General features: G+C 58.7%; 25 protein-coding genes. 16 read left to right on the top strand and 9 right to left on the bottom strand.

Annotated elements, in window-relative coordinates; genetic code table 11:
- Positions 1-1,460: cache domain-containing protein (locus tag NIT7645_RS02675; RefSeq protein WP_131724142.1), on the bottom strand; the 1,460-nt coding region annotated here is incomplete at its 3' end.
- A gap of 430 nt (positions 1,461-1,890) precedes the next feature.
- On the opposite strand from NIT7645_RS02675, the gene NIT7645_RS02670 reads away from it, so the two are divergent.
- Genes NIT7645_RS02670 through NIT7645_RS02640 form a run of 7 tightly spaced genes read left to right on the top strand, consistent with a single transcriptional unit; the run spans position 1,891 to position 6,789 of the window.
- Complete coding sequence (locus NIT7645_RS02670) at positions 1,891-2,178, top strand: STAS domain-containing protein (protein WP_008563477.1); 288 nt, start codon at positions 1,891-1,893, stop codon at positions 2,176-2,178.
- Positions 2,175-2,549, top strand: coding sequence for a response regulator (locus NIT7645_RS02665; protein WP_008563341.1), 375 nt, complete (start codon positions 2,175-2,177; stop codon positions 2,547-2,549). The genes NIT7645_RS02670 and NIT7645_RS02665 overlap by 4 nt, the downstream gene beginning before the upstream one ends.
- A 1-nt stretch (position 2,550) precedes the next feature.
- Positions 2,551-4,692: a chemotaxis protein CheA gene (locus NIT7645_RS02660; protein WP_008563425.1), complete on the top strand. Its 2,142-nt coding sequence runs from the start codon at positions 2,551-2,553 to the stop codon at positions 4,690-4,692.
- Positions 4,676-5,164, top strand: a complete 489-nt coding sequence (locus NIT7645_RS02655) for a chemotaxis protein CheW (RefSeq protein ID WP_008563422.1) — start codon at positions 4,676-4,678, stop codon at positions 5,162-5,164. Before NIT7645_RS02660 ends, NIT7645_RS02655 begins: the two co-directional genes overlap by 17 nt.
- A complete protein-coding gene (locus NIT7645_RS02650; protein WP_008563554.1) occupies positions 5,161-6,024 on the top strand; it encodes a CheR family methyltransferase in 864 nt (287 codons plus the stop codon). Before NIT7645_RS02655 ends, NIT7645_RS02650 begins: the two co-directional genes overlap by 4 nt.
- A gap of 37 nt (positions 6,025-6,061) precedes the next feature.
- The gene (locus tag NIT7645_RS02645; protein WP_008563433.1) at positions 6,062-6,448 is read left to right on the top strand and encodes a response regulator; all 387 of its coding nucleotides are present in this window, start codon (positions 6,062-6,064) and stop codon (positions 6,446-6,448) included.
- Entirely contained in the window at positions 6,445-6,789 is a 345-nt protein-coding gene (locus NIT7645_RS02640) for a DUF8776 family protein (protein ID WP_046212250.1), read from the top strand. The genes NIT7645_RS02645 and NIT7645_RS02640 overlap by 4 nt, the downstream gene beginning before the upstream one ends.
- A 220-nt stretch (positions 6,790-7,009) precedes the next feature.
- Here NIT7645_RS02640 and NIT7645_RS02635 read toward each other — a convergent pair whose 3' ends face one another.
- Together NIT7645_RS02635 and NIT7645_RS02630 are read right to left on the bottom strand one after the other, a co-directional pair.
- Positions 7,010-8,500 carry an oligosaccharide flippase family protein gene (locus NIT7645_RS02635; protein ID WP_050686033.1) on the bottom strand — a complete coding sequence of 497 codons (1,491 nt, stop codon included), beginning with the start codon at positions 8,498-8,500 and terminating at the stop codon, positions 7,010-7,012.
- Positions 8,501-8,611: 111 nt separating this feature from the next.
- Positions 8,612-9,298 (bottom strand): sugar transferase, encoded by a 687-nt coding sequence (locus NIT7645_RS02630; protein ID WP_008563381.1) that lies wholly within the window; start codon positions 9,296-9,298, stop codon positions 8,612-8,614.
- 402 nt (positions 9,299-9,700) lie between these two features.
- Between NIT7645_RS02630 and NIT7645_RS02625 the strand changes: the two genes are divergently transcribed.
- The gene (locus tag NIT7645_RS02625) at positions 9,701-10,726 is read left to right on the top strand and encodes an aldose epimerase family protein (protein WP_242656166.1); all 1,026 of its coding nucleotides are present in this window, start codon (positions 9,701-9,703) and stop codon (positions 10,724-10,726) included.
- Positions 10,723-12,048 (top strand): cytochrome-c peroxidase, encoded by a 1,326-nt coding sequence (locus NIT7645_RS02620; protein WP_008563346.1) that lies wholly within the window; start codon positions 10,723-10,725, stop codon positions 12,046-12,048. The genes NIT7645_RS02625 and NIT7645_RS02620 overlap by 4 nt, the downstream gene beginning before the upstream one ends.
- Positions 12,049-12,059: 11 nt before the next feature.
- On the opposite strand, the gene NIT7645_RS02615 is transcribed toward NIT7645_RS02620, so the two are convergent.
- Positions 12,060-13,598: a CRTAC1 family protein gene (locus NIT7645_RS02615; protein WP_008563549.1), complete on the bottom strand. Its 1,539-nt coding sequence runs from the start codon at positions 13,596-13,598 to the stop codon at positions 12,060-12,062.
- Positions 13,588-14,802, bottom strand: coding sequence for an ROK family transcriptional regulator (locus NIT7645_RS02610; RefSeq protein ID WP_008563509.1), 1,215 nt, complete (start codon positions 14,800-14,802; stop codon positions 13,588-13,590). The genes NIT7645_RS02615 and NIT7645_RS02610 overlap by 11 nt, the downstream gene beginning before the upstream one ends.
- A gap of 181 nt (positions 14,803-14,983) precedes the next feature.
- Between NIT7645_RS02610 and xylF the strand changes: the two genes are divergently transcribed.
- From xylF to NIT7645_RS02590, 4 genes are all read left to right on the top strand, one after another.
- Positions 14,984-16,009: a D-xylose ABC transporter substrate-binding protein gene (gene xylF / locus NIT7645_RS02605; protein ID WP_008563375.1), complete on the top strand. Its 1,026-nt coding sequence runs from the start codon at positions 14,984-14,986 to the stop codon at positions 16,007-16,009.
- Between the two features lie 119 nt (positions 16,010-16,128).
- Positions 16,129-17,427 carry a sugar ABC transporter permease gene (locus NIT7645_RS02600; protein ID WP_008563461.1) on the top strand — a complete coding sequence of 433 codons (1,299 nt, stop codon included), beginning with the start codon at positions 16,129-16,131 and terminating at the stop codon, positions 17,425-17,427.
- Positions 17,427-18,209 carry an ATP-binding cassette domain-containing protein gene (locus tag NIT7645_RS02595; RefSeq protein ID WP_008563352.1) on the top strand — a complete coding sequence of 261 codons (783 nt, stop codon included), beginning with the start codon at positions 17,427-17,429 and terminating at the stop codon, positions 18,207-18,209. The genes NIT7645_RS02600 and NIT7645_RS02595 overlap by 1 nt, the downstream gene beginning before the upstream one ends.
- 131 nt (positions 18,210-18,340) lie before the next feature.
- The gene (locus NIT7645_RS02590) at positions 18,341-18,769 is read left to right on the top strand and encodes a MerR family transcriptional regulator (RefSeq protein ID WP_008563439.1); all 429 of its coding nucleotides are present in this window, start codon (positions 18,341-18,343) and stop codon (positions 18,767-18,769) included.
- Between the two features lie 11 nt (positions 18,770-18,780).
- On the opposite strand, the gene NIT7645_RS02585 is transcribed toward NIT7645_RS02590, so the two are convergent.
- Genes NIT7645_RS02585 through NIT7645_RS02575 form a run of 3 tightly spaced genes read right to left on the bottom strand, consistent with a single transcriptional unit; the run spans position 18,781 to position 22,104 of the window.
- Entirely contained in the window at positions 18,781-19,488 is a 708-nt protein-coding gene (locus NIT7645_RS02585) for a TspO-related membrane protein (RefSeq protein ID WP_008563496.1), read from the bottom strand.
- A gap of 40 nt (positions 19,489-19,528) precedes the next feature.
- A complete protein-coding gene (locus NIT7645_RS02580; RefSeq protein ID WP_050686029.1) occupies positions 19,529-21,085 on the bottom strand; it encodes a cisplatin damage response ATP-dependent DNA ligase in 1,557 nt (518 codons plus the stop codon).
- On the bottom strand, positions 21,085-22,104 hold the full coding sequence (locus NIT7645_RS02575; RefSeq protein ID WP_008563544.1) for a ligase-associated DNA damage response exonuclease: 1,020 nt from the start codon (positions 22,102-22,104) through the stop codon (positions 21,085-21,087). Before NIT7645_RS02575 ends, NIT7645_RS02580 begins: the two co-directional genes overlap by 1 nt.
- Before the next feature lie 190 nt (positions 22,105-22,294).
- Between NIT7645_RS02575 and NIT7645_RS02570 the strand changes: the two genes are divergently transcribed.
- From NIT7645_RS02570 to NIT7645_RS02560, 3 genes are all read left to right on the top strand, one after another.
- Entirely contained in the window at positions 22,295-23,638 is a 1,344-nt protein-coding gene (locus NIT7645_RS02570; protein ID WP_008563367.1) for an MATE family efflux transporter, read from the top strand.
- A gap of 68 nt (positions 23,639-23,706) precedes the next feature.
- On the top strand, positions 23,707-24,942 hold the full coding sequence (locus tag NIT7645_RS02565; protein WP_046212238.1) for a putative DNA modification/repair radical SAM protein: 1,236 nt from the start codon (positions 23,707-23,709) through the stop codon (positions 24,940-24,942).
- Positions 24,942-26,366: a UdgX family uracil-DNA binding protein gene (locus NIT7645_RS02560; protein ID WP_008563432.1), complete on the top strand. Its 1,425-nt coding sequence runs from the start codon at positions 24,942-24,944 to the stop codon at positions 26,364-26,366. The genes NIT7645_RS02565 and NIT7645_RS02560 overlap by 1 nt, the downstream gene beginning before the upstream one ends.
- On the opposite strand, the gene NIT7645_RS02555 is transcribed toward NIT7645_RS02560, so the two are convergent.
- Positions 26,363-26,632, bottom strand: coding sequence for a hypothetical protein (locus NIT7645_RS02555; RefSeq protein WP_037303191.1), 270 nt, complete (start codon positions 26,630-26,632; stop codon positions 26,363-26,365). The genes NIT7645_RS02560 and NIT7645_RS02555 overlap by 4 nt on opposite strands.
- Positions 26,633-26,647: the final 15 nt, after the last annotated feature.

Here is a 26,647-nt window from a genome sequence, read left to right as displayed (position 1 = left end):
GTGTCGATCACCTGCGTCACCGTCGCGCTGAGCGTCTCTGCGGTCGAGTTGAAATTCTCGCGCAGTCTCTCGTGATGTTCAGGAAAGGCATCTTCGATTTTCTGAGAGAAATCACCAGCCGCAAGGCGGATCAGGCCGGCACTGAGCTGTTCGACCACGACCTCTTGCTGGCGTTGCTGCTCGGCGCGCTCCAGTTCGGCTGTGCGGGCTTGTTTCAGATCGTCCTGCAGGCTGATCATCTGTTTGCCGATATCGCCGATTTCGTCGGATCTCTTTGCTTCAGGGATCTCTGCCGACAGATTGCCGCTCGCAATCTCTGCGATTCGACCACAGATGCGGTTGATGGGTTTGGTCACGGAGCGGGCAAACAGCCAGCCCAGAAGTGACATGACAACCGCGCAGCCCAGTGAGATGAACAGCAGCTGATTTCGAGTATTCACCACAGGAGCGAGCAATTCGGCGCGGTCCTGCTCTGCAACAATGGCCCAGGTCACCCGGTCCATCTGGACCGGTTCGGAATAGGCCACGACAGGATTGCCGGAGGCGCCAATTGTACTCGCAAAGAAGCCTGAGTTGCCTTCCAGCGCCGCAAGAACCTGATCGGTGCGGGGCATTTCCTCAAGGACTTTGTGCATTCCGTCCAGTCGCGAATCTGTTCGTACCCGCAGGTCGTCCCCGACGATGTAGACATCCAGCGTCTCGCTCATGCTGTCGACAGGGTTCACGATGTTGGTGATCATTTCGACAGGAACCTGCAGCGCGAGAACACCGCGGAGCGTTTTGCCCGAATCATAAACAGGCGTGGCGACAAATGCGGCCGCTGCTCCGGCGCTTGGGGCATAGGATCGCATATCTGCAAAGTAGACATCACCGGACTGCATTTTGATTGCAGCCGAGAATGCCTCTCCCAGGCCAGAATCGGCATATGCTCCGTTGACGAGGTTGGAGGCATAATCAGCCTCTTTGGTGACAGAGTAGACGACGTCGCCTTCTGGGCTGATCAGAAAGACATCGTAATAACCCTTGTTGGTCATCACCGCAGTCAGACCAGCATGAAAACGCTGGTGGTGCATGTGATAGGGCGAATCGCCGATGCCGCGGTCGAGCAGATGTTTCTGCCCGGCGGGATTGGGATTCGAATCGATATAGGCGGTGCGCAGAACCTTGGCAGGATCGCCCTCAATGCCACCCCATGTCATAGTGAACCATTCCAGCGCGGTTGCCGTAGAAGGGTTGCTCGCCAGGGTTCTGGCGTCGGAATTCATCCCCTCGATCAGCGCCATCAGCGCGCTGCTTCGGTCGTTGGTCATCGCGTGAAACTGGGTTTCCACACTGTCCATGGCCGCCCGTTGAAGCGCAAGGGAGCTGATCGTGATCAGAATTGCGGTGATGGTCAGAACAAGCCCGATAACCAGTAGCGGCAGCTTGTAGGCGAGACGAAAAGCGGGCACAGCTTTCATCTTGAACTCCTTTCGATCGATACGCGCTGCGCAGGCAGCCAAAGTGTATCTTTCATGACGGACAGGAGTTAATTTCAGGCTTACACGGCGCTGGTTTTGCATGCGAAATCAATCAGAAAAACCTGGATGAAACCGCCATTTCTGACCGCCTAGATTCACGCGCGCGCGTAAGGGGCATGCGTGACATGCCCAAAAAATAATCGCTCGCTGTTAACGCGCAGCCCGGGGTTGAGTGCAGCAATTCGTCTGGGTTGTGGCGATTTCTATCCGCTAAAATTTTTGGAAATTGCCCGGGGAATTTGCAGCGGAATCCTTTTGGGAAATGCCCTGCAGCCGTGCTCACTGGCAATCAAATATTAAGGCCCAAAGTCTACTCCTAACGCATCGACTTGAAACCTGTCGCCGACCACGGGGGTGCGAATCGCTGACCATGACGACGGAAACGCAAAAACATATTTTGGACCTGCCCAACGCATTCTCCGACCTGGAGCCGTTGATTGCCTTCCTGCGGGGGGCGCGAACTCAGGCAGTGGAAATCGACTGTAGCAATGTGGCCGTGATGCCATCGCGCTGCCTGCAGCTGCTCTTGAGCGCTGAACAGCAATGGCGCTCAGAAGGGCTCGGTTTTGCAGTCGCGAACATAACCGAAGGGTGCCGGAAATCGCTCACTCTTTTGGGGCTCGAGCCCAACCGCTTTGAAGACGAGGAAACAGCATGAAAACGAAAGTTCTGGCAATCGACGATTCCCGCACCATCCGGAATCTCCTGGCCGCCGCTCTGGAAGAGGCGGGCTTTGAATACCACTGTGCCGTGGACGGCCGTGAAGGTGTAGACATGTACCCGGACGTTGCGCCGGACGTTGTGATCACCGACATCAACATGCCCAACCTCGATGGTTTTGGCGTCATCGAAGAGCTGCGCGGCGAGGACATCAACTCCAAGGTGCCGATTCTGGTTCTGACGACCGAAAGCGCGCCGGAGCTGAAGGCACGTGCCCGTAATGCCGGCGCAACCGGCTGGATTACCAAGCCGTTTGACGATGCATCTTTGATCTTCGCGCTGAAGCGCGTTACCGGGGCGGCTGCCTGATATGGCCGGCTCGATTCAGGATACCTTCTTTGAGGAGTGTGAAGAGCTCCTCGAAGCAATGGACGAGGGTCTGACCGCCATCGAAGGTGGCGATCACGACCCTGAGGTGGTCAATGCCGTCTTTCGGGCGGTCCATTCGATCAAGGGTGGCGCTGGCGCTTTCGGCCTGGACGAGCTGGTTGCCTTTGCCCACAAGTTTGAAACGGTCTTTGACGAGGTGCGCGCCAACCGGTTGGAGCTGGACACCAAGCTGATCCAACTCCTGTTGCGTTCGAGCGATCATCTCAGCGATCTGGTGGCTGTCGCCCGTGACGGTGGCAGCACCGATGAGGCGCATCATGATGTGCTGATCTCTGCGCTTGAGGAATACATCGAAGAGGAAGAAGAGGAACTCGTCTTCCAGCCGATGGGTCTTGGCGGTGCCTTTGATGCGGCCCCGATCGAGATGGAAAAGGAACGGATCTACAAGATTCGTTTCCACCCGCTCAAGGATATGTATGGCACTGGAAACGAACCGTATTTCCTGTTCCAGACCCTTGCAGATCTCGGCACACTCGAGGTGCAGCTTGATGATAGCGAACTGCCCGGTTTCGATGCGCTCGACACCGACGAGAGCTATCTGACCTGGAAACTGACCCTGACCAGCACGGAATCCAAATCGGCTGTGGAATCGGTCTTTGAATTTGTTGAAGGGCTGTGTGAATTGTCGATTGAATCTGACAGCGACGCAGAAGATGAGGCCAATGCGCTGGCGGCTCTGGATGCCGCATTCGGGGTCATGCCCGAGGAAGGCGCAGATCAGGTGGCGGCCCCTTTTGAGGCGCCGGTCCCAGCCTCGGAGCCTGTAGCGGAAGCTGCGGATCCGGCTCCTGCTCCGGCGGCTGCCAAAACGGCAGCTCCCAAGGCTGAGACCGCGAAAACCGGACCAAACCCGACCCTGCGTGTCGACCTGGAACGGGTTGATCGCCTCATCAACGCAGTTGGCGAGCTGATCATCAACCACTCCATGCTGGCCCAGCAGATTGCCAATCTTGATGTGGCTGATCTGCGCGATGTCGAAACGGAGCTGGAAGGCTTCAAAAACCTCGCACGGGACATTCAGGAAGGTGTCATGTCCATTCGCGCCCAGCCGGTAAAGCCGCTGTTTCAGCGGATGGCCCGGATCGTGCGCGAAGCCTCTGCCGCGACCGGAAAGACCTGTAAACTGGTCACCGAGGGCGAAAACACCGAAGTCGACAAGACGGTCATCGAACGTCTGTCCGATCCGCTGACGCATATCCTGCGCAACGCGGTCGATCATGGTGTTGAAAAGCCCGAAGACCGTGAGGCCGCCGGCAAGGCGCGATCAGGTGAGATCCGCCTGACGGCGTCTCATCGGTCCGGCAGTGTCTGCATCGAAATCAAGGATGATGGCGCTGGTGTGAACCGTCCGCGGGTCAAACAGATTGCCATCGACAAGGGCCTGATCCCGGAGAACGCGGATCTGACCGACAGCGAGATCGACAACCTGTTGTTCTTGCCGGGCTTTTCCACCGCCAAAGAGATCTCCAATCTCTCGGGCCGCGGGGTTGGCATGGATGTCGTGAAAAATGCGGTCACCGCACTCGGCGGCCGGATCAACATTAGTTCCACCCCTGGGAAAGGGTCGACCTTTACCATCATTCTGCCGCTGACCCTCGCGGTCATGGACGGGATGGTCGTGTCGGTTGCCGATCAGACGATGGTGGTTCCGATCACCTCGATCGTGGAAACCATGCGCGGCAGCGATGACATGGTGAACAACCTTGGTGCAGACGGCACGCTGCTGTCGATCCGCGGCAATTTTGTCCCGGTCTGTGATGTCGGCGCGGCCTTGGGCCTTGATAAGCCTGATCATGATCAGCCTCCCGGCGTCTACCTTCTGGTGGAAACCGAAACCGGGCAGCGCAGCGCTCTGGCTGTGGATGATATCCATGACCAGCGCCAGGTCGTCATCAAGAGCCTCGACGGCGTTTGCGGCAATATTCCCGGGGTGGCAGCAGCCACAATCCTTGGGGATGGCAAGATCGCGATGATCCTGGACCCTGAAAGCATTCTTGCGGCTTCGCCCTCGGCAGCCGCTTTCGATACCGAGCGGAGACTGAACAATGCAATCGCAAGCTGAAGCAAAACACGACGACGCTGAAATCAAGCACGCCCAGCATAGCGAGTTTGTCAGCTTCACCGTCGCAGGCCAGGCGTTCTGCCTGAAAATCACGCAGATCCGCGAGATCCGCCGCTGGTCGCCCGTGACCATCCTGCCGCATGCGCCGGCAGATGTCTTGGGGGTGATGAACCTGCGTGGTGCGGTGATCCCGATCTACGATCTGTCCGCGCGCTTTGGTCTGCAGCAGACCGAAGCCAGCGAGCGCAATGTCGTGATCGTTGTCTCTGTCCACGGAAAACCCGTTGGTCTTCTGGCAGAGTCGGTCTCTGAGATTATCTCGATCAATCCAGATGACATCCAGGACACCCCGCCGGTCGATAGCCGGAACACGATGGACTACATCCAGGGCATCATTTCTCATGATGATACCATGGTGCGGATCATCAACCTGGATGCCGTCATCTCTGTGCCAGAGCAGGTGCTCTCGTGACGATTGCCAGCCCAATTGAAACACGCGGCGACGGGTTCACACTGTCCGATCAGGACTTTGAATCCATCGCCGAGTTTGCCCACAAGCATTTTGGGCTGGCGATGTCGAGCAGCAAGAAGCCACTGGTGTCTTCGCGGCTCGCCCGTCGCCTGCGCAAGCTGAACTTCACGGATTTCAAATCCTACCTGCAGGAATTGAATGGCCCGAATGCAGACAGTGAACGCAGCGAGCTGCTGTCGCTGCTGACCACGAATGTCACGCAGTTCTTTCGGGAACCGCATCATTTCGACACGCTGCGCAATGATGTGCTGCCGCCCCTGTTGGAACGTGCACGTCGTGGTGATCGGGTTCGATTGTGGTCAGCGGGCTGTTCCAACGGGCAGGAACCCTACACCATTGCCATGGTGCTCAAGGAGCTCTGTCCAGATGTCGAGAAACTGGATGTGAAAATCCTGGGGACAGACATCGACCCGGTTGTGGTGAGAAAAGCGTCATCTGCGCGCTATTCGGCCGAGGAGCTGTCGCAGATCCCGCGCGAATACAGTGCCTACTACACCCTTCAGGGCCAGGACGGCACCATTCGCGAAGACCTGCGCGGGCTGTTGACCTTTGGCGTGCTGAACCTGATCGAACCTTTTCCGTTCAAGGGAAAGTTCGATGCCATCTTCTGCCGAAACGTGGCGATCTATTTCGACACGCCGACGCAGCAGAAGGTCTGGCACGCGTTTCAGCGCAGTCTGAACCCTGGTGGATACCTGTTTATCGGTCATTCCGAGCGCATGTCCGGCCCCGCTGCGGCGGCGCTGCAGACGGCCGGGATCACCACTTATGTGAATTCTCATGCCGGTGGGAATGCTTGAGTAGTCCGGCAACAAAAGAGAAAACGAGGAACTAAAAATGAGCTTGAAAGACTCCCTGCGCGTGATGGTTGTGGATGACATGTCCACCAGCCGCGGCATCCTGACCCAGTGTCTGGATGAGCTAGGCATCAAAAACTACATGGTTGAAAACAACGGGCAATCTGCCTTTCAGACGCTCACAACCAACCCTGTGCACTTGGTTTTGTCGGACTACAACATGCCGGGTATGGATGGCCTTGGACTGCTGAAAGCGCTGCGAGAGCATCGCGTGACCCAGCGGGTTGGTTTTATCCTGGTGACAGGCAAACCCACGCCTGAAATCGTGGAAGTTGGCCGCCGTCTTGCGATGAACAACATCATTCGCAAACCGTTCACGGTCGCGACCATGAAACAGGCCATTGAACAAGTGGTGGGCCGTCTATGAACATGCAAACGACACCACCGCCCAAAGGTCACAGCATTGCTGACCTTTGCGATGTGTCGCATGCTGAAATGCTGCGCCTGGTTGGCCAGGTCCAGCAGCTCGAGGACATCGTGCTGACGATGGTTGAACGTGGCGGTGCGCCAACACGTGAAGAACGTCAGTCGCTTCAGGATTTTGATCTGGTGATCCAGACCCTCGCAGCAATGGGGAAGTTCTATGGCGAGGTCGGGCGGCTGACAGCCGAAACCGGGGGAATAAATCTTGAAGCCGGCAGTGAGGTGGTGACCTTGCACAAGCTGCGTGACAGGCTTCGCAGCCCGGCTGAGCGATCTCAGGATTGATGCCGTGAATGATTTTGGCGCCACCCCCAAAGGGTGGCGTTTCTTTTTGCGGTAACCTTTGCGGGTCGATGGTTGTGCGCTTTCCGTCTCGCGCCCGCTTTGTGCTGGGTGAGGCAACTGCATAGGGTGAGCACAGACAGGGCGTTTGCAAAGCGCAGTCAGCGCAATATCCTGGTGGTTCAGGGCATGAGTGGGATTTGCAGCCCCGGTGGCCCTTGCGTCATGCTGTGGTGGCGATGCGGCGGCGGACGACCTCTCGGATCAGATCCAGCCGATCCCCGCCCACAAGAAACATCATGCCGACATAGGTCGGGACTGCGACAGCAAACTGTGCGAGCAGCAGCGTGTAGCCATACATCGGCGGCCCCATTTCTCGCAGAGCGAAGAGGGAAATCGCCATCATTGACGCGGAAATCAGTGCGGGCCGCAGCGCCTCAAACACATAGGTACGCAAAGGCATGTTCAACACGCGCAGCGTTTTTGCCGTCGCGACAGGCCACAGGCAGGCAGAGAGAATGACAAGAGCCGTCATGATGCTGTTCAGCCCCTCATTTGCAAAATAGAGAATGGCGATGAATCCGGACAGGCTGACGGAAAGTTCAAACCAGAACCACCACCCGGCATGGCCGGAAAACCGCACCAAGGACGCCTGCATGACCCCAATGCTCATCATCAGGCTCAGCAAAGCAAAGCACTGAAGCGGGTAGATGGCAGCGATCCATTTGGCGCCAAAGACATAGGGGATGGCGGTTGGGGCAACCATGATGAAACCCACAAATAGCGGCAGTGCTGCGCTCGCGGCGGCAAAGCTGCTTAGCAAAAAGGCGTCGCGGCGTCGCTCTTCCTCTGTTTGCATGCTGGCAAACAGGACCCGCGTAACCGGAAGGAGCGTTCCGATTGTCACTTCCTGAAGGATCTCGCAGATCCTGCGGGCAAAAAAGAAAATCCCCAAGACAGCAGGCCCTGCAAGAATGCCAAGAAGAATCTGATTGATCTTGGTAGGCTCGATCAACCGACCGCCCATCGTGTAGAGCGTAAAGCCGCGCAAATCCGTGATGGCCCTGCGTGAAATCGCGAAGCCCGGTCGCCAACCCGCCGACCAATATGCAACGCAGCACCCAACAAGAGCGGTGACAACCTGCGCCCAGATCAGCGCCCAGATCGCATAGCCCTGCAGAACCAGCACAAGACAGCTGATTGCGCCCAAACCGTTCCCCAGCGTTGTGCGCAACGCGACCTGTTTGAAAGCCATCTTGCGATTGATCAGCGCTGCGGGGATGTTTCCAAGGGAAACGAACAAGATACGCAAGGCAAGGACGGGCAGGATAAGTTCGAGGATTTGAAGGTTCGTCCATTCAGCCGCGAAGGGTGCAATGGCAACCAGCGCGAAAAAGAACCCCACTGCAATCGTCATGGTCAACCAGAACGCGCTATCAAGATGTTGCGGGCGCAGGTCTTTTCGCTGGATGATCGCATCGCCAAGGGGCAGGGGCACCAGTGTCATCACCCAGACGACGATAGAGGTCGCCAGCGCGACCGCGCCGAAATCCGCAGGTTGCAGCAGCATGGAGGTCACAAGGAAAACCACGACCGTCAGCCCATTGCTGACCATGATGTTCACAAATGACCAGAACACCCCTGCAAGGGCCAGCCGTCCACGGCCCTGCGATACATGGGTATGTAGCTCAGCTGTGGTTTCGCCTTTCTGCATCGTCGCGGATCCTGTTTCTGTGCAGCGGGCAACCGGTTTGCCCAGGGCTTTGCCCTTATCCTGTGTCAGGGAGCCTATCACACAACCCTTAACGCCGCTTTAGCGCCAAGATCAGCGTCCGGTGCGGGCCAAGACACAACGACCGGTCATCATGATCAGTTTCAGATCAAGACCAAAGGTGCGTTTGTGCAGATAGTCCACATCAAGGGATACACGTTCCTGGTAGCTGACATCATTGCGGCCGGACACCTGCCAAAGGCCGGTGATCCCGGGCCGTTGGTTCAGGTATGCAGCAGCAGAGGCACCATATCGGCTCAACTCGCAACGCACGATTGGCCGTGGCCCGACAAAGCTCATTTCTCCGCGCAGGACGTTCCAGATCTGGGGCAATTCATCAAGGCTGCTGCGGCGCAGAAAGTCGCCAAACCGTGTGATGCGGGGATCGTTCGTCAATTTGCGGTCTCTGGCCCATTCCTGTGCAGCCTTTGCGTCAGTTTTCAGATGGTCGGCCAAAATCTCTTCTGCACCGTGAACCATCGTGCGGATTTTCCAGCATGTGAAGGCTCGGCCATTTCGCCCGATCCTGGTGTGCCCGAAAAAACCGGGCCCACCGTCCCGCCGGCTTAGCAGCCACAGACCGATTATCACTGGGGCAATCATGGGCAGAAGCGCAAGCGCCAGCATGACGTCGACCAGTCGCTTTCCAAAGATTCCATAGAAACTACGAGCCCGCTGCCGGGTCGGCATGGCGGCTGTCTGGACTGGCGCCAGCTGCACTGGATCGGCGAATTTGCTCATTTTGCACCCCATCATTCTATTCGGCGGCATCAGTGCGGGGACTGATCGGATCCTGTCGCCGTTTAGGCTGTGACCTCTTCCGCTTCCTAAGATTTGATTAAAATTCGTGGCGAGATTTGGGCCAAATCAGTGCGTTGCTGCGGCTGGGGTGGAAAATCGAGGCAAAATTCGCACCTCCGCGCGTTGTGATTTTTGGCACGGCAACTTCCGATTGCAGCCGGGAATTCAGGCCTGCGAACTGGCTGTCCGCTTGGAATCAGCCCTGATCCGAGGGCCAGGGCTGCGAGCTCGGCGATTGACAGGAAGCGGATCGGCTGATTTAATTTCAGTAGTAAAATAAATGGCGCAGTTTGCCTGCGACGATGTGGAGAAATGCCCGGTATGTCCGACCAGGAAACCCAGATGCCTGTACCTCTGCATGCGCATCTACCTGAAAATGCGCCGGATCTGTTGAACTGGGTGGACTTGCAGACAGATGACCTGCGCGTCCGCGTTCTGAACTATGGCGCGGTGACGGCCCATTGCGACCTGTGGTCGGGGGCGGAGTGGGTGCCGATGATTTTGGGCTATCAGGACATGCAGTCCTACCTTGGCGATCCCTTCTATCTTGGTGCCATTGTTGGACGGGTGGCCAATCGTGTTGGTGCCGCGCAGATGAAACTGGGCGGGCAGGTCGTGCATCTGGAGCCAAATGAGGGACAGAACCAGTTGCATGGCGGCGCTCAGGGGCTTGGCCGGGTGTTCTGGGAACTGGATCAGGTGACGGCGCGGTCTGCCCGTCTGCGGCATGTGTCTCTCCATGGGGCAAACGGCTATCCGGGCGAGGCCGAATTTGTTGTCACCATTGCGCTACAGGGGCGAACCGTGACCTATGATATGACCGTGACGGTCGACAGGCCGACTCCCATCAATCTTGCTCAGCACAATTATTACACCTTGGGCCACGGTGCTGGGATCTGGGAGCACGTCTTGCGATCGGACGCGCGGCAATATCTGCAGTTGGATGCCGATGGTGTGCCAACGGGGCATATCTGTGATGTGGAAGGCACCCGCTACGACTTTCGCCGCGGCCTCAGCTTTGCCAGGCTCGATCCTGAACGGCGGGGGAGCGACATACATGTGATTTTTGCGGACAGAGAACAGGGTCTGAGAGATGTCGCCCAGCTGAGAGCGCCGTCGGACATCGGGCTGACCCTGCGATCTGACCAGCCGGGCGCACAAATCTATACCGCGGGCTCCCTTGAAAGCGCCGTAACAGGGAGGGGCGGACAGAAGCTCAGGCCGTTTTCGGCCCTTTGCATTGAACCGCAAGGTTATCCTGATGCGCCCAATCATCCGCATTTCCCTTCGATCATGGTAACGCCAGAGAGCCCGTACCAACAGCGACTGGAACTGGTTTTTGAGACCGGAAAGGCGGGGGTAGCATGATGATCGGGCAAATCCCGTGCTTTGCATTTGTTGCCGTCGTTCTGAGCAATGCCGCCCTTGCCGGATCACATGTGCCGGACCTTGGGCCTGCGCCGTTTTTTTCACCGGTTGATCCGGACGTCGCGGAATTGGGTCAGCTGTTGTTTTATGACCCCATTCTTTCCGGCAACCGGACTGTCAGCTGTGCAAGCTGTCATCATCCGCGCTTTGGGACGGGTGATGGGGTTTCATTGTCCCTTGGAGATGGGGGGCAGGGCCTTGGCCCGGAAAGGCAGGCCGACCCTGACAACATGCCCGAACAGCGCATTCCGCGAAATGCGCCGGCGCTGTGGAACCTTGGGGCAGCTGGCATGGATGTGATGTTCCATGACGGGCGATTGGAAGCGGATCCGAACTATGGCGCAGGCATCCGCACCCCGCTGGAAGGCGATATGGTTGCGGGCTTTGACTCGGCCCTGTCTGCGCAGGCCATGTTCCCGGTACTGTCGGCGGATGAAATGGCCGGGCACTACGGAGAGAACGAGATTTCGCGAGCTGTGCGTCTGGGCCAGCTGAGCCACGAGGGTGGCGCGTGGGATCTGATCGCGGGTCGGGTGGCGGCAATCCCGGAGTATCGCCAACGTTTCGATACGGTCCTGGGGGAGGGGGCGCCAATCCGCTTTACCGATATCGGCAATGTGCTCGCGGCCTTCATCCGGTTTGAATTTCGGGCGATGGACAGCCCCTTTGACCGTGCGATGGCCGGTGAGGCAACCCTATCTGCAGAGGCGGCGATGGGGCAGGGCCTGTTTTACGGTAAGGCGATGTGCAGCAGTTGTCATTCAGGCTGGTTGCAGACGGACAATGGATTTCATGCCATTGCGATCCCGCAATTGGGGCCGGGCAAGGCGGCACGGTTTGAGAGCCATGCAAGGGATGTGGGTCGGCTCCGGGTGACTGGGGTAGAAGAGGACGCCTATCGGTTTCGCACACCGAGTTTGCGCAATGTGTCGCTGACGGCGCCTTATGGGCATAGCGGAGCATATGCCACGTTAGAGGGGGTGGTGCGCCATCATCTCGATCCGGTTGCAGGGTTGCGTGCCTACGACCGGACGCAGGCCATATTGCCGGTTTTGGAAGGGGCGTCTGATTGGCGCGTGATGGATGACCCGGCTGAGGTGGCCGCAATTGCAGATGCAAATGACCTTACCCCGATTTCGCTGCGGGATGATGAGGTTGCGGCGCTTGTCGCGTTTCTTCATGCGTTGACCGATGAAGAGGCAGCGAAAGGGCGTCTAGGAGTGCCGGATCAGGTGCCCTCTGGCCTGCCGGTAGAACCCTGACCCGAACAGGATCAGGGCGTTATCGCAATCCGCTGATTGGGCGCAACGCTTTGCCAGTTGGTTGCTTTGCCACTGGGCCAGATAACCCTGACCTTTAGCGTATCCGCCAGACCAACGCCGAAATGGAGATCCCCTGCAGAGCCACCTGCGTGACCACCGCCAACTGTCACTTCTCGGGTGTGCAGGCGGGTGCCGTCGTCGACCTCCACAAAGGCGCCGATGGCTTGGGTGTTGGGGCCTTGGGCTGACAGTCCGACCGCAAGCCAATTGCCTGTCTCGGCTGTTGTGTTTTCAAAGATCTCAAGTGGAGCGCGTCGGTTCACCACCGCGAGATCCAATCGTCCATCGCCATTCAGATCCCTCAGCACGGCCCCGCGGGAGCGATGCATTGTTGCAATTCCTGCGGTTTCCGCGATCTCTGTGAACCGGCCGTCTGCGGATTGCATCAACAGGGTATTGGGGTCGCGCATTGCGGCATCCGGCATCTGTTCGACGTTGCCCTTGGATACAAAAATGTCGTCCCGCCCATCGTTGTTCACATCGCCAAAATCCGCGTGCCACCCGGTTGACGGGCGGCCATCCCCGCCTGATGCAGGACGATGGGCCGTGGTTCCGTAGTCGTAGGTGACGTCCCGATAGGCGGGGCCACCGACCGCCGGGTCAAACAGCTGAAACTTCTGATCGCCCATCGATGTCAGGTAAACGTCGGAAAAGCCGTCTCCGTTCATATCGCGTGAGGCAATGCCCATGCCCCACAGGTGGTAAGAAGCCCAACCGTCTTCTGGCTGGTAGAGACGCGGCGGCGTCGTCATCTCCCACATCTGTTCCTGCCCGCCACGGACGTAATAGTGCCTGTCGTTGCTCACCCTCAGGTCTGCCCGGCCAGAGGCCGATCGCTGCCAGTTGGTGAACAACATGGACAGGGCGCAAAAACCGGGGGTCAGTTGTTCGGCTGGTCGATAGCGGTCTCCGTCAGGGCGGTAGAGCAGCGTGGCATCGCAGCTTTCAAACGGGCCCATAGGGTCGTTTCTGTCGACATATGTCCCAAAGGCCAATGTTGGCAAAAACTGGCCGGGTTCCCAAGTTGCGGAAAACGCCGTTGTCCAATGGTCGACGCTGTCAAAACCGATGTTTGTCATCGGTTCAAACTGGCAATTCCCCAGACCTCGCAGGATTTGATCCGGGCCGACGCGCAACAGGACAAGATCCAGTTGGCTATCGCCGTCAATATCCAGCGGATATACGCCGGTCAGTCCGACCTGGGACAGCGTATCCGGTGTTTGGCTTTCAAACTGAAGAGGGGCGCCAGGGCCGGTCGTTGTGTTGACGAACAGTTGCGCAGAGTTGCTGCCCCCTGCTGCGACCAGATCAGGAAGGGCATCCCCGTTGCAGTCAAGCGATGCGAGTCCCCCGCCGACAAAATGCTCCCATCCGCCGTCATAGATGTGTTCGGGCGCTGGACGTGCTGTGAATTGGGGCGCGGCCTGGGCAAATACCGAAGAGGCGGAGATAGCCCAAGTCGAAAGCCAGGTTGTCGCATTAAACCGCATGACCAGACACCTCTCGGATGCGCAGGGCAGAAATTTCTTCGATTGCGTGAGCGGCTGCGCCCTTGGCCCACATCTTGTTGCCCCAACCATGGACGCGGACCTCTGGCAGGGGGCCGTCTACCTGCAGCACAGATCGCCGCATTTCGTGAACGACCTTGTCTGAAGACAGGTAGCCAAAGGCCAGTTGAGCACCGGCAAGCAGGATCATCTGCGGGTCAAAGATGTTCACCACATTGGCCAGCCCCATCGCAAACATGCGCCCGGCCCGGTCAAGCGTCGATTGGGCCATGATGTCGCCAGCCTCACGCGCGGCATAAAGAGAGGCAAGATCCTTGTGGCGCTCTACCCCGCTGGTCACATTGGCTTCGCGCAAAAGGGCGTAGTCGCCGACATAGGCCTCAAGACAGCCGCGCTGTCCGCACTGACACAGGGCTCCTTCCAGTTGGACCTTGGTATGGCCAAATTCTGCGCCGCAGCCACGCGCGCCTCGGTAGATCTGATTGTCGATGACAATCCCCATACCAACGCCATGCTCTACCGTGACAACCACGAAGTTGCTGCGCTTGTCCCCCTCGCCAAACAACAACTCTGCCTTGGCGACCAGGTTTGCATCATTGTCGATGAATACAGGGATCGAAAGATAACGGGCGAGGTAACTTCCGAAATCAATGTTGCGCACGTTGAGCGAGGAGGACCAGTAGACGAAATTGCGATCCGCATCCATCACCCCAGCCATTCCGATCGCAAGGCCTGAGATCTGTTGACGCTCAAGGCCGCCCTGGGCGCAGCTTTCATCGAGTGCGGTGACAATCTTTTCGCACAGGGCATCCGGGTCAAGCTGGCCGCCGGGAAGGGGGATTTCGTGGCAGACCAGCTCGGCCCCTTCAAAGTCGGTGATCAGCGTCGTAATCGCGTGATGGGACAGTTTCATACCGGCAATCGTGTGGGCATCGCCGCGGATTTTCAGTGCGACACGGGGGCGTCCGCGTTTGGCTCCGCGTGAAATGTCCGGGCTTACCTCTTCGATCAGCCCTGCTGCGATCAGGTCTGCGGTAATGGCTGTCACCGTTGCCGGGCTGATCCGTGTTACCTGCGCAATGTCGATTCGAGCGATCTGCCCCGCCTCGCGAATGGCATCAAACACCTGTTGGCGGCTGCTTTCACGCAGTTCGTCCGAATGGGACAGCTTGACTGACTTAGCCACGGTTTTCCTCCCTTTTCAGCTACCTACGCGAATTTCGATGCGCTGTAACCTGCTCCCTTCAATCAGGATACATTATTTAATTTGAGTTTCAAAAAAAATAATGTTAGGGATATCAGGCGGACAGGCTCAGAGAGGAACGGAGCTCTAGGCAGTCCAACCAGATCCGAGGGAGGAACTAAGAATGAAACTTTTGAGTGGAATTTCCGCCATCGCCTTTGCGGCAACAGCCAGCATGGCATTTGCGGACGGCATCACCGTAGGCGTGAGCTGGTCCAATTTTCAGGAAGAGCGCTGGAAGACCGACGAAGCCGCCATCAAGGCCGCTTTGGACGCCAAGGGGGCGACCTATGTTTCGGCTGATGCGCAATCGTCGTCCGCCAAACAGCTGTCTGATGTCGAAAGCCTGATCGCACAGGGCGTCGACGCTCTGATCATCCTCGCGCAGGACGCGCAGGCCATTGGTCCGGCAGTTGAGGCTGCTGCAGACGAGGGTATCCCGGTTGTCGCCTATGACCGCCTGATCGAAGATGGTCGTGCGTTCTACCTGACATTTGACAACATCGAAGTTGGTCGCATGCAGGCCCGCGCCGTTCTTGAGGCCCAGCCCAGTGGCAACTACGTCATGATCAAGGGCTCGCCCACTGATCCGAACGCCGACTTCCTGCGCGGCGGTCAGCAGGAGGTGATCCAGGCCGCCGTTGACAGTGGTGACATCAAGATCGTTGGCGAAGCCTATACCGATGGCTGGCTGCCTGCGAATGCTCAGCGCAACATGGAGCAGATCCTGACCGCCAATGACAATGCCGTCGATGCGGTCATCGCGTCCAATGATGGTACTGCCGGTGGTGTTGTTGCAGCGCTGACTGCACAGGGCATGGAAGGCATCCCCGTATCCGGCCAGGATGGTGACCACGCCGCATTGAACCGCGTTGCAAAAGGCACTCAGACCGTATCGGTTTGGAAAGATGCCCGTGACCTCGGCAAGGCTGCTGCGGAAATTGCCGTTCAAATGGCGGAAGGTGCTGACATGTCCGCAGTGGACGGCGGCGCGGCCTGGACGTCTCCCTCTGGCACCGAGCTGACAGCCCGTTTCCTGGAGCCGATCCCGGTGACCGCGGACAACCTGACTGTGGTTGTGGATGCAGGCTGGATCACCAAGGACGCGCTTTGCCAAGGTGTGACCAACGGTCCGGCACCCTGTAACTGATACTTCCAGTGGGGACCCCGGTTGGGGGTCTCCACATCCTCCACCCGGTGCGTGATCGGCCTGTCTGTGTTATGGTCATTGCGTGCTAGAAAGATACTGCTGATCACTGGAGTTCGGACATGACCGAAACCACGTCTCAGCCGATCCCCGCACAAAGCAAACGTGGCCTGTTCCAGCAGCTGGAACTGGACATGCGGCTATTGGGTATGATCGGTGCCTTTGTCATCCTCTGTATTGGATTCAACATCCTGACGGACGGGCGTTTTCTGACGCCGCGCAACATCTTTAACCTGACCATTCAAACCGTGTCGGTTGCCATCATGGCAACGGGAATGGTGTTTGTGATCGTGACACGCAACATCGACCTGAGCGTTGGTGCCCTGCTGGCGACCTGTTCGGCAGTGATGGCAGTGGTTCAGACAGAGATCCTGCCCGACATGCTTGGCATGGGGCTCAATCACCCGCTGACCTGGATCCTGACCATCATCGTTGGTCTCGCAGTTGGGACGGCGATTGGTGCCTTTCAGGGGTGGATGGTCGGATTTCTGACAATCCCTGCCTTTATCGTGACCCTCGGTGGTTTTCTGGTCTGGCGCAACGTCGCCTGGTACCTGACCGATGGTCAGACAATTGGCCCACTGGACGCGAATTTTCTGGTGTTCGGGGGCACCTCCGGCACGCTTGGCACCACATTGAGCTGGGCTGTTGGAATTGTCGCGACGGTTCTTGCACTTGCGGCGCTCTGGAACAGCCGCCGGGCAAAGCAGGGGCATGGGTTCCCGGTGAAGCCCGCCTGGGCTGAGGCTGTCATGGCGATGATTATCGCAGGGTCCATCCTTGGCTTTGTCGCGATCCTGAACGCCTATCAGATCCCCGCTCGCCGCCTGAAGCGCATGCTGGAAGCCCAGGGGGAAACCATGCCCGAGGGTCTGGTTGTCGGCTATGGTCTGCCCGTTTCTGTTCTGATCCTGATCGCCACGGCAGTGGTCATGACCATCGTTGCGCGTCGCACCCGTTTTGGCCGCTATATCTTTGCCACTGGCGGCAATCCCGATGCAGCGGAACTGTCCGGCATCAACACCCGCATGCTGACAGTCAAGATCTTTGCCCTCATGGGGTTCCTCTGTGCGTTGTCCGCTGTTGTGGCCTCTGCTCGTCTGGCCAATCACTCCAATGATATCGGGACACTCGATGAACTGCGCGTCATTGCGGCTGCGGTCATTGGTGGCACCGCATTGGCAGGTGGTTTTGGCACAATCTATGGGGCCATTCTGGGCGCGCTCATCATGCAGAGCCTTCAGTCGGGCATGGCCATGGTCGGGGTGGACGCGCCGTTCCAGAACATCGTGGTTGGGACCGTGTTGGTTGCAGCGGTCTGGATCGACATCGTCTATCGCAAACGTCTGGGGGCACGGTAATGAGCAACGCAAAAGAACTGCGCGCCTCTGGCGCCACTCCGCTGGTCGAAATGAAGGACATCTCCATTTCCTTTGGAGGCATCAAGGCGGTGGATCACGTCAGTGTCGATCTCTATCCCGGCGAGGTCGTCGGATTGCTGGGCCATAACGGCGCCGGGAAATCCACCCTTATCAAGATCCTGTCGGGCGCCTATCAGATGGATACCGGCGAGATCCGGGTGAACGGCAACAAGGTTGAAATCACAAACCCCCGCGACGCGCGCGCCCACAACATCGAGACGATCTACCAAACACTTGCCTTGGCGGATAACCTCGATGCAGCCTCGAACCTGTTTCTGGGACGAGAGCTGACCACCCCCTTCGGGCTGGTGGACGACTCCGCGATGGAGGCCGAGTGCCGCAAGATCATGCATCGGCTCAACCCGAACTTTCAAAAGTTCTCCGAGCCGGTCTCTGCCTTGTCGGGTGGTCAGCGTCAGTCGGTGGCGATTGCGCGGGCGGTTTATTTCAACGCCAAGATCCTGATCATGGATGAGCCCACAGCCGCGCTCGGCCCGCATGAGACGCAAATGGTGGCGGAGTTGATCCAACAGCTCAAGGCGCAGGGGATCGGGATCTTTCTGATCGACCACGATGTCAACGCGGTTATGGAACTGTGTGACCGCGCCTCTGTGATGAAAAACGGCCAGCTGGTTGGAACCGTCGACATCGACGATGTGACAGACGACGACCTGCTGAGCATGATCATCCTTGGCAAACGTCCCGGGGTCGCTGCGGCCTAGCCACCGGTTGAGATGCGAGGAAACAGAGGGCGGCCCGTGGGTCGCCCTTTTCCATTGCGGCAAAGGTCTTTGGCTGGTGTCGGGGGAAGGGGGCTGTTAAAGCTACAGTATATGTAGATTTGTGAGGGGCAATGTTCAGCATCGGCGCTTTGGCAAAACGAACCGGGACAAAGGTCCAGACCATTCGGTATTACGAGCAGATCGGCCTCATGCCCGAGGCAGGCCGAACAGCAGGGGGCCAGCGCCGCTATGCGGCTTCGGACCTGGACCGCCTGTCATTTATCCGTCACGCCCGCCAGTTGGGGTTCGGCTTAGAGGCGATCCGCGAGCTGCTGGATCTGGCAGACCGCCCCGGTCAGTCCTGTTCTGATGCAGATTCCATCGCGCGGCGGCAGTTGAAACAAGTTGCAGAGCGCATTGCCCGCCTCCAGGCGCTACAGACCGAGCTGGAACGGATGATTTCGGAGTGCGCGGGCGGTCTGGTCGCAGATTGTCGCGTTCTGGAAGTTCTGCGCGATCATTCGGAATGCCTGACAAACCACGAAGAGATCGGCGGCTGATGTGTTGTGGTTCAGCTACGGGCCGCAAACAGCGCCCGTAGTGCAATCATGATAAATCCGATCGCCGCCAGCCCAAGGACAAGAACGTTACCGCCGTTCCACTGGTCGATGAAGATCCCGGCGAGCGCCCAGCATACGGCCACGGCATAGCTGAGGGCGTCAGGACTGCGCGCCTGCACCCAAAGCGCAACGCCCAATGCGACCAACAGCGCGACGACTCCCGCTGTCAGGGGCGCAACAACGCCGTAGCCCGGAAGCACAATGCTGACAGAGACTGCCGAGGCGGCGGTTAGCCAACCTGCATAAAGCCCGACGGGACCGCGACGCCACAGACGATCTTCGTCACGGGCGCGGAGGGTGGCCATGATGGCGGTTCCGGCCATTACCAGGATCATCACTGTTGCCAGGATCGGGGAGGTGTTGGCAGCCCAGAGCCAGAAAACGCCAAGAAGAAGGCTCACCGCCAAGGGTTTGCGCATGTCATCCCAATGGGGATGATCGCTTGCCCGGATTGCCCCGTAAACTGAGCCGACAACCAGCCACAGATAGATCACACCCCATATTGAAAATGCCCAACCTGCTGGCTGGATTACGGGGTCCGGTTGGTAGTTCGGCAGTTGATCGGCCGTGAACCCGGTGAACGGGGACGTGACCAGCGGCGCTGCGGCAAAACAGATCGCGAGCACCAATGTCAGATAGGCAAGATGGCGAGAGTTCATGACGGTATCCAATCCAGTCCGGCGCGGCAGAGCGCGGTTCCTATAGAAATGCTTTCAACTCTTCCAAAGTTCCCGCCTCTGCTGCGGGTTTGTCTGTTCTGATCCGGTTGATGCGTGGAAATCGCATGGCGACACCGCTTTTATGTCGGCTGGATGCGTTCAGCCCTTCGAAGGCGACTTCAACAACCAGTTCAGGTTTCACCGCGCGCACGGGGCCGAAACGGTCAGTGGTGTTGTTGCGGACAAATCGATCCAGCTCCTTCAGTTCCGCGTCGGTAAAGCCGAAATAGGCCTTGCCCACGGGGACCAGCTGACCCTCTTGCCAGACACCGAATGTGAAATCGGAATAATACCCCGATCGCTTGCCGTGTCCGCGTTGCGCGTAAAGGAGGACCGCGTCCACCAGCATTGGGTCACGCTTCCATTTGAACCAATTCCCCCGCTTGCGTCCCGCCATATAGGCGCTGTCTCGCCGTTTGATCATGACACCCTCGATGACGCTTTCGGGCGGGTTTTCCCGCAGGCGGGCCAGATCGTCCCAGGTGGAGAAAGACAACAGCGCAGACAGGTCGATGCGGGGATCATTCAGCGCTGCGATGCAGTCGCCAAGGGCCGCGCGCCTCGCGTCAAACGGTTGGCTGCGCATGTCACGGCCGTCCCAAAGCAGCAGATCATATGCGCGCAGTGCAGCTGGGTGGCTGTCCAACATTGCTTTGCCTACCCGCTTGCGACCCAAGCGTTTTTGCAGATCGCCAAAGGGGGCCACCGTGTCACCGCGTTTGATGAGCAATTCGCCGTCAAGCGTGCCTTCGAAATTCAGCGCATCAACAACATCTGGAAAGGCGTTGGAAATATCTTCGCCCGTTCGGGAATACAGCCGCCGCGTGCCGCCTTCATTTGTTGCCTGAACCCGGATGCCATCCCATTTCCATTCCGCCACGAATTGCACTGGGGGATGATCTGACAGATCGTCCAGATCCGTGGGTGTAGACAGCATCACCGGACGGAACGGGGCCGCTGCCAGGTTGACGGGTTTATCCCCGCCCTCAAGCCATTGGAAAAGCGGAAGGTACGGGGCAGAAAGGCCATGCCACAACTCCTCGATCTCCTCGACCGGGACCGAGCCGAACTGAGCCAAGGCCGTCCGGGCGAGCCGAGCTGACACGCCCACGCGCAACCCGCCTGTGGCAAGCTTCAGGTAAGCGTAGCGCTGCGTTGGCGTCATGGACGAAAGCCGCCTCATGATAAGTGCGGGCAATTCTGCCTTGGCGGTTTTGCCCAGCTCCTCTACTGCCTCGCTAAGCGAATGATCTTCGGGTTCTGTGCTGTGCGGCCAGATCAACGCCACGGTTTCCGCCAGATCCCCCACGAAATCATAGGAAAGGCGAAACAGTTCCGGGTCAGTTTCGTCTGCGACAAGCCCGCGCAGCAGGGACGGGGTGACATTGCGCAGAGCCAAATCCCCGGTCAGCGCGGCAAGAGCCAGACCGCGATCCGGGTCGGGCAGTGTTTTGAAGGCCTGTTTCAGATGGGCGATCTTGCCATTGCGCGACGGGGTGAAGGCCAGTTTTTCGAGCAGCTCTGCAAACTCCTGCATCAATCGGCCTCCTCTTCGTAGCCGACCAAACGCAAGGGCCGTGCCTTGATCTGGTTCAGCTCGCACCAGCGTACCAGCGCATCTTCGCGTCCGTGTGTCACCCAAACCTCTTGGGGAGAGAGGTCTTGAATGGTGCGGGTCAGGTCGGGCCAATCGACATGGTCGCTCAGGATCAGCGGCAGCTCAACACCGCGTTGCCTTGCCCGTGCCCGAACCTGCATCCAACCGCTGGCAAAGCAGATCACCGGGTCTGGAAACCGCTGCGCCCAAGTCGCTGCAAAGGCCGATGGGGGGCCAAGGATGATCTGCCCTTTAAAGGCGTCCTTGCCTTGTTTGACTGTTGCAGGGCGCAGCTCTCCCAGGTCGATGCCCTGTTCGATGTGGTAATCACACAACCGCTGCAAGGCGCCATGTATGTAGATCGGTCGATCCCAGCCCGCTTGCCGTAGCAGGGCAATGACACGCTGCGCCTTTCCCAACGCATAGGCCCCCACGAGATGGCAGCGATCTGGTTGAGCAGCTACCGAACGCAGGAGCTTTTCCACCTCTGATTGGGGACTGGGGTGATTGAAGACGGGCAGGCCAAAGGTTGCTTCGGTGACAAAGACATCGCAGGGCGCAAGCGCAAATGCAGCGCAGGCCGGGTTGTCGACCCGTGCGTAGTCGCCTGAAACAGTGATGGCTGTGTTGCCGTCGTCCACCGTGATTTGCATTGACCCCAGCACATGTCCGGCCGGCGTAAATGTCGCCCGAACCTCTGCGATATCCACGCGGTCTTCGACCGGTATGCGGGTTTGGCAAAAATCTTCCCCGTAGCGGATCGCCATGATGTCGAGGGTCTGTCGGCTGGCCCAGACGGTGCCATGACCGGCCCGCGCATGATCGGCGTGGCCATGCGTTATCAGGGCTCGCGCAACTGGTTGAACCGGGTCGATGTAGAAATCTCCCGCCGGGCAGTAAAGGCCGGCGGGCCGGGGATGGAGCAATTCCTGAGGAGAGCGGACAGGCAGGCTGGGCACGGGGGTCTCATTCTTTCGTTGTTCGATTTAAGTAAGGCCGCCTGCCACGTGGGCAAGCCACAGATGCGAGCGACAGAGGCAAGCAGCACCAGTCAGCAATGTTGGGGAACCAATCCGTGCCTTGGGCGTTCTGCTCTCTATGGCGTCGCTCTCGGCAGGGCTGCGCCTGCGCAGGAAAAGGAGAAGGCGTTTGGCATCCAAAGATCTCAGGCAAGGGCCGGTATGGCGTGCATTGGCAGCAGTGTCGGCCCCGATGTCGCTGGGTATCCTCGGAGTGCTGAGCGTTGGATTGGCCGACGCATATTTCCTGGGCCAGCTGGGCGAGGCACCATTGGCCGCGGTCGGCTATATTTACCCGATCACCACCGCAGTGACGTCTTTGTCGATCGGCCTGTCCGCTGGTGCGAACGCCGCGATTTCCCAGAGCATCGGGCGCGATGACAGTGAGGCGGAGACCAACCGCCTGTCAGTGCATGCAATCCTTCTGGGTGTTGCGCTGGCGATGGTCATCGCGGTGTTGTTTGCGTTCGGTGCGGGATGGATTTTTGGCCTGATGGGGGCGAGTGACGATGTCCTGGCCGAGGCCAAATCCTACGTTCCGTTCTGGGCGCTGTCCTTTCCGTTTCTGGTTGGAACTGCCCTTTTGAACTCGGTCTTTCGTGCCCATGGGGACGGTGCAACCTCTGCCATCGTGATGTCCATCGCTGCGGCGCTGAATATCATGTTGGACCCGGTTCTGATCTATGGCTTGGGCCCCATCCCCGAAATGTCGACGGCAGGCGCCGCGCAGGCGACTGCGATTGCCCGGTCAGTTACCCTTGTCGGGGCCTATATCTACGCAGTCAAGAAAGGTGTGCTCTGGTGGCCCGAAGACTTGTTCTGTGATCTGGCCAAATCGGTACGAGAGGTCATCCGGGTCGGACTGCCCGCGGCCTTTTCCAATGCGATCAACCCTGCAGGCATGGCACTGGTGACCGCTGCGGCGGCGATGCTTGGGGATACGGTTGTGGCGGGTCTTGGCGCTGCGCAGCGGGTTCAGTCCGTCTCGATCGTGCCGCTGCTTGCGCTTTCGGCGGGGATCGGACCGGTCGTTGGCCAAAACTGGGGAGCGGAGCGCGAAGATCGCGCGCGTGAGGCGGTGCGACAGAGTTGGATGTTTTGCGCAGCCTACGGTGTGCTGGTGGCCGCTCTGCTCACCCTGTTTGCTGACCCGATTGCGGGCTTTATCGCATCAGACAGCGAGGCGGCGGGTTACACCGCACGCTATCTTGAAATCGTGAGCTGGAGCTTTCTGGGCTATGGCATTCTGGTGACTGCCAATGCAGCGATGAATGCGAGGTCCAAGGCCGTGTGGTCAATGGGGCTTAGTCTGTTCCGGATCTTTGCAGTTTACGTGCCAGTCGCCTGGATCGGGGTCTGGATGGTGGGATACTCCGGCATCCTTGCGGCTGCCGTGCTGGCCAATTTCAGCGCCGTCGCGGGCGCATTCTGGGCCTGTAGGCGGACAGGGTTGTGGGGGAAGATCGCAGGTTAGAGCAGGTTCTGATCCCGGTTTGTTCTAATTGAGTTGCCCGCCCGTTGGCGTGAACATATATAGAACATATGACTCGGCAATCTTTGGAAGAAAAACTCGCCATCCTCAGCGATGCAGCGAAATACGATGCATCTTGCGCCTCCTCCGGATCAACGAAACGGGATTCACGGGATGGAAAGGGGCTGGGATCAAACGAAGGTACAGGCATCTGTCATGCCTACGCGCCGGATGGGCGGTGTATCAGCCTGCTCAAGATCCTGATGACGAATTTCTGCATATATGACTGTACCTATTGCGTGAACCGCGTCTCTTCGAACGTGCAGCGAGCCCGGTTTACGGTGGATGAGGTGGTCAAGCTCACTATTGAGTTCTACCGCCGCAACTACATTGAAGGTCTGTTCCTGTCGTCAGGGATTATCCGCTCTCCTGACGCGACGATGGCCGACATGGTGCAGATTGCCCGCAAGCTGCGGCAGGAAGAGAATTTTCGTGGGTATATCCACCTCAAGACGATCCCGGATGCAGCGCCGGAGTTGATTGAGGAGGCGGGCCTGCTGGCCGATCGCCTGTCCATCAACGTGGAAATGCCAAGCGATACAGCCGTGCGAGAGCATGCGCCGGAAAAAGACCCATCCCAAATTCGCAAGGCGATGGGTGATGTGCGGCTGAGAAAGGAGGCTGCGGGAGACAGGTCATTCTCGGGCAAGCGTCCAGCGCGGTTTGCCCCGGCTGGTCAGTCCACGCAAATGATTATCGGGGCGGATGGTTCCAACGATGCCAAAGTGTTGGGACAGTCGACGCGCCTTTATTCCAGCTACAAGCTGAAGCGTGTTTACTATTCTGCGTTTTCGCCCATTCCAGACAGTTCAGCCAAACTGCCATTGGTGTCGCCGCCTTTGCAGCGGGAGCATCGCCTGTATCAGGCCGACTGGTTGCTGCGGTTCTATGATTTTCAGCTGGATGAAATCACATCTGTGACGCCGGATGGCAATCTGGATCTTGATATCGACCCAAAGCTGGCCTGGGCGCTGGCGCATCGCGCGGTGTTTCCACTGGATGTGAACCGGGCCAGCAAAGAAATGCTGCTGCGGGTTCCGGGGTTCGGCGTCAAAACCGTGTCCCGCATTCTGTCGACCCGTCGACATCGGACATTGCGCTACGAGGATCTGGCGCGGATGGGGGCGTCGATGAAAAAGGCGCGTGCTTTTGTGGTGGCGGGTGGTTGGAGCCCCGGCGCGCTGACCGACAGTGTCGATCTGCGGGCGCGGTTTGCGCCGCCGCCGCAGCAATTGTCGTTGTTTTGATGTATCGGGCAGAGATCCCTCAAATAGGTGCCGCCACAGCCTGGCGCGAGGCGGCGCGCGGGTTTTTGGCAAAGAACGTCCCACCCGATCAGATTCTGTGGGGAGATGACAGTGCGTCGCCAGATCTGTTTGGGGCAGATGCGGCCAAACCTCCAAGCGGACAAGTGAAAGTGCCACGCAGCTTTATCTCTATGGCTGACAAGGTGGTTTGGCACCGTGATCCCAGCCGGTTTGCAAGGCTTTATGCGTTTCTGTGGCGCCTGCGTTCAGACCGTGCGCACATGCAGGATCGCGGTGATGCCGATCTGTCCGTCTTGCGGCGAATGGAAAAGAACGTGTCCCGCTGCCAGCACAAGATGAAAGCCTTCGTGCGCTTCCGCGAGATTGGAGAGCCTGATGCAGCGCGCAGGTCTTTTGCGGCGTGGTTCGAGCCAAGCCATCATACCGTCGAACCCACTGCTGATTTCTTTGTCAGGCGATTTGCCGATATGGATTGGCGGATCCTCACCCCGGATGTGTCCGCGATTTTCGAGGGCGGTAAGCTGAGGTTTGAACCGGGGCAGCCCCGTCCGGAGTTGCCCGACGATGCAAGCGAACAGCTCTGGGTCACGTATTTCCGCAACATCTTTAACCCTGCGCGGCTAAAGGTTCAGGCCATGCAATCAGAGATGCCAAAGAAATATTGGAAAAACATGCCTGAGGCGGCGGCGATTCCTGATCTGATCGCAAATGCACCTGCACGCGCCCGCGAAATGGCGGCGGCCGCGCCGACCCTGCCGCCACTGCGGGCGGAGCGGATCCAGGCAAATCTACCAGAGGCAAACCCCCACTGGCAGGCCCCCGGCGGAGATCTGCCTTCTGCCATCAGCGCCTGTACCCGGTGTCCGCTGCACAAGCCTGCGACACAGGCGGTGGCGGGAGAGGGGCCACAATCCGCTGAGCTGATGTTTGTTGGGGAACAGCCCGGTGATCACGAGGATCTGGTGGGCCGCCCCTTTGTTGGCCCGGCGGGGCAGTTGTTTGATCTGTTGATGGCCGAAGCGGGGCTCAAGCGGGAAGAGGCGTTTGTGACCAATGCCGTCAAACACTTCAAGTTCTTGCCGCGCGGGCGCAAACGTTTGCACCAAAAGCCAAGCCAGGATGAAATCGCCACCTGCAATCCCTGGCTGCGCGCAGAGATCGCGCAAGTTCAGCCACGGCTCATCGTTGCAATGGGCGCCAGCGCGGCGCAGGCCCTGTTGGGATCAGGCAAAGCGATCACCGACAGACGTGGGCGGGTAGAATGGCGTGCCGATGGCCTGCCTGTCCTGATCACCTTGCATCCGTCATTTCTTCTGCGTTTGTCTGATGCCGCGGCAGTCAAACAGGCGCGGGCTGATATGCTCGCAGATTTGCGGCGCGCTGCCGACTGGATCGCCGGTTAGTCCGTGCTCACCGTGCTGGTGGAGCCAGAAGACCCGGCGCCAGCAATCAGCGCCAGGCCCAGAAGTCCAACAACCGGGGCAATCAAGGGGGCGAACTCGGCCGAGGACGACCCCTGAACAAACAGGCATGCCTCTTCTTCCGCGTTACGTTCATCCTCGCAATCCAGCTCTTCCTGTCTCTGCTCCTGCGCAATTGCAGACGTGGGGCAGGGCAGCCCGGCTAACGCGATGCCCAAACCGAATGTGACAGCCAAGAGATCACGCATGACGGATGCCTTCTT

The sequence above is a fragment of the Phaeobacter italicus genome (assembly GCF_001258055.1).
GTDB lineage: Bacteria > Pseudomonadota > Alphaproteobacteria > Rhodobacterales > Rhodobacteraceae > Phaeobacter > Phaeobacter italicus.
This window is presented reverse-complemented; position numbering and strand designations above follow the sequence as displayed.

Coding starts and splice junctions, on each gene's coding strand:
- NIT7645_RS02670 (WP_008563477.1), top strand. CDS start 1,891: ATGACGACGGAAACGCAAAAACATATTTTGGACCTGCCCAACGCATTC.
- NIT7645_RS02665 (WP_008563341.1), top strand. CDS start 2,175: ATGAAAACGAAAGTTCTGGCAATCGACGATTCCCGCACCATCCGGAAT.
- NIT7645_RS02660 (WP_008563425.1), top strand. CDS start 2,551: ATGGCCGGCTCGATTCAGGATACCTTCTTTGAGGAGTGTGAAGAGCTC.
- NIT7645_RS02655 (WP_008563422.1), top strand. CDS start 4,676: ATGCAATCGCAAGCTGAAGCAAAACACGACGACGCTGAAATCAAGCAC.
- NIT7645_RS02645 (WP_008563433.1), top strand. CDS start 6,062: ATGAGCTTGAAAGACTCCCTGCGCGTGATGGTTGTGGATGACATGTCC.
- NIT7645_RS02640 (WP_046212250.1), top strand. CDS start 6,445: ATGAACATGCAAACGACACCACCGCCCAAAGGTCACAGCATTGCTGAC.
- NIT7645_RS02635 (WP_050686033.1), bottom strand. CDS start 8,500: ATGCAGAAAGGCGAAACCACAGCTGAGCTACATACCCATGTATCGCAG.
- NIT7645_RS02630 (WP_008563381.1), bottom strand. CDS start 9,298: ATGAGCAAATTCGCCGATCCAGTGCAGCTGGCGCCAGTCCAGACAGCC.
- NIT7645_RS02625 (WP_242656166.1), top strand. CDS start 9,701: ATGCCTGTACCTCTGCATGCGCATCTACCTGAAAATGCGCCGGATCTG.
- NIT7645_RS02620 (WP_008563346.1), top strand. CDS start 10,723: ATGATGATCGGGCAAATCCCGTGCTTTGCATTTGTTGCCGTCGTTCTG.
- NIT7645_RS02615 (WP_008563549.1), bottom strand. CDS start 13,598: ATGCGGTTTAATGCGACAACCTGGCTTTCGACTTGGGCTATCTCCGCC.
- xylF (WP_008563375.1), top strand. CDS start 14,984: ATGAAACTTTTGAGTGGAATTTCCGCCATCGCCTTTGCGGCAACAGCC.
- NIT7645_RS02600 (WP_008563461.1), top strand. CDS start 16,129: ATGACCGAAACCACGTCTCAGCCGATCCCCGCACAAAGCAAACGTGGC.
- NIT7645_RS02595 (WP_008563352.1), top strand. CDS start 17,427: ATGAGCAACGCAAAAGAACTGCGCGCCTCTGGCGCCACTCCGCTGGTC.
- NIT7645_RS02590 (WP_008563439.1), top strand. CDS start 18,341: ATGTTCAGCATCGGCGCTTTGGCAAAACGAACCGGGACAAAGGTCCAG.
- NIT7645_RS02585 (WP_008563496.1), bottom strand. CDS start 19,488: ATGAACTCTCGCCATCTTGCCTATCTGACATTGGTGCTCGCGATCTGT.
- NIT7645_RS02580 (WP_050686029.1), bottom strand. CDS start 21,085: ATGCAGGAGTTTGCAGAGCTGCTCGAAAAACTGGCCTTCACCCCGTCG.
- NIT7645_RS02565 (WP_046212238.1), top strand. CDS start 23,707: ATGACTCGGCAATCTTTGGAAGAAAAACTCGCCATCCTCAGCGATGCA.
- NIT7645_RS02560 (WP_008563432.1), top strand. CDS start 24,942: ATGTATCGGGCAGAGATCCCTCAAATAGGTGCCGCCACAGCCTGGCGC.
- NIT7645_RS02555 (WP_037303191.1), bottom strand. CDS start 26,632: ATGCGTGATCTCTTGGCTGTCACATTCGGTTTGGGCATCGCGTTAGCC.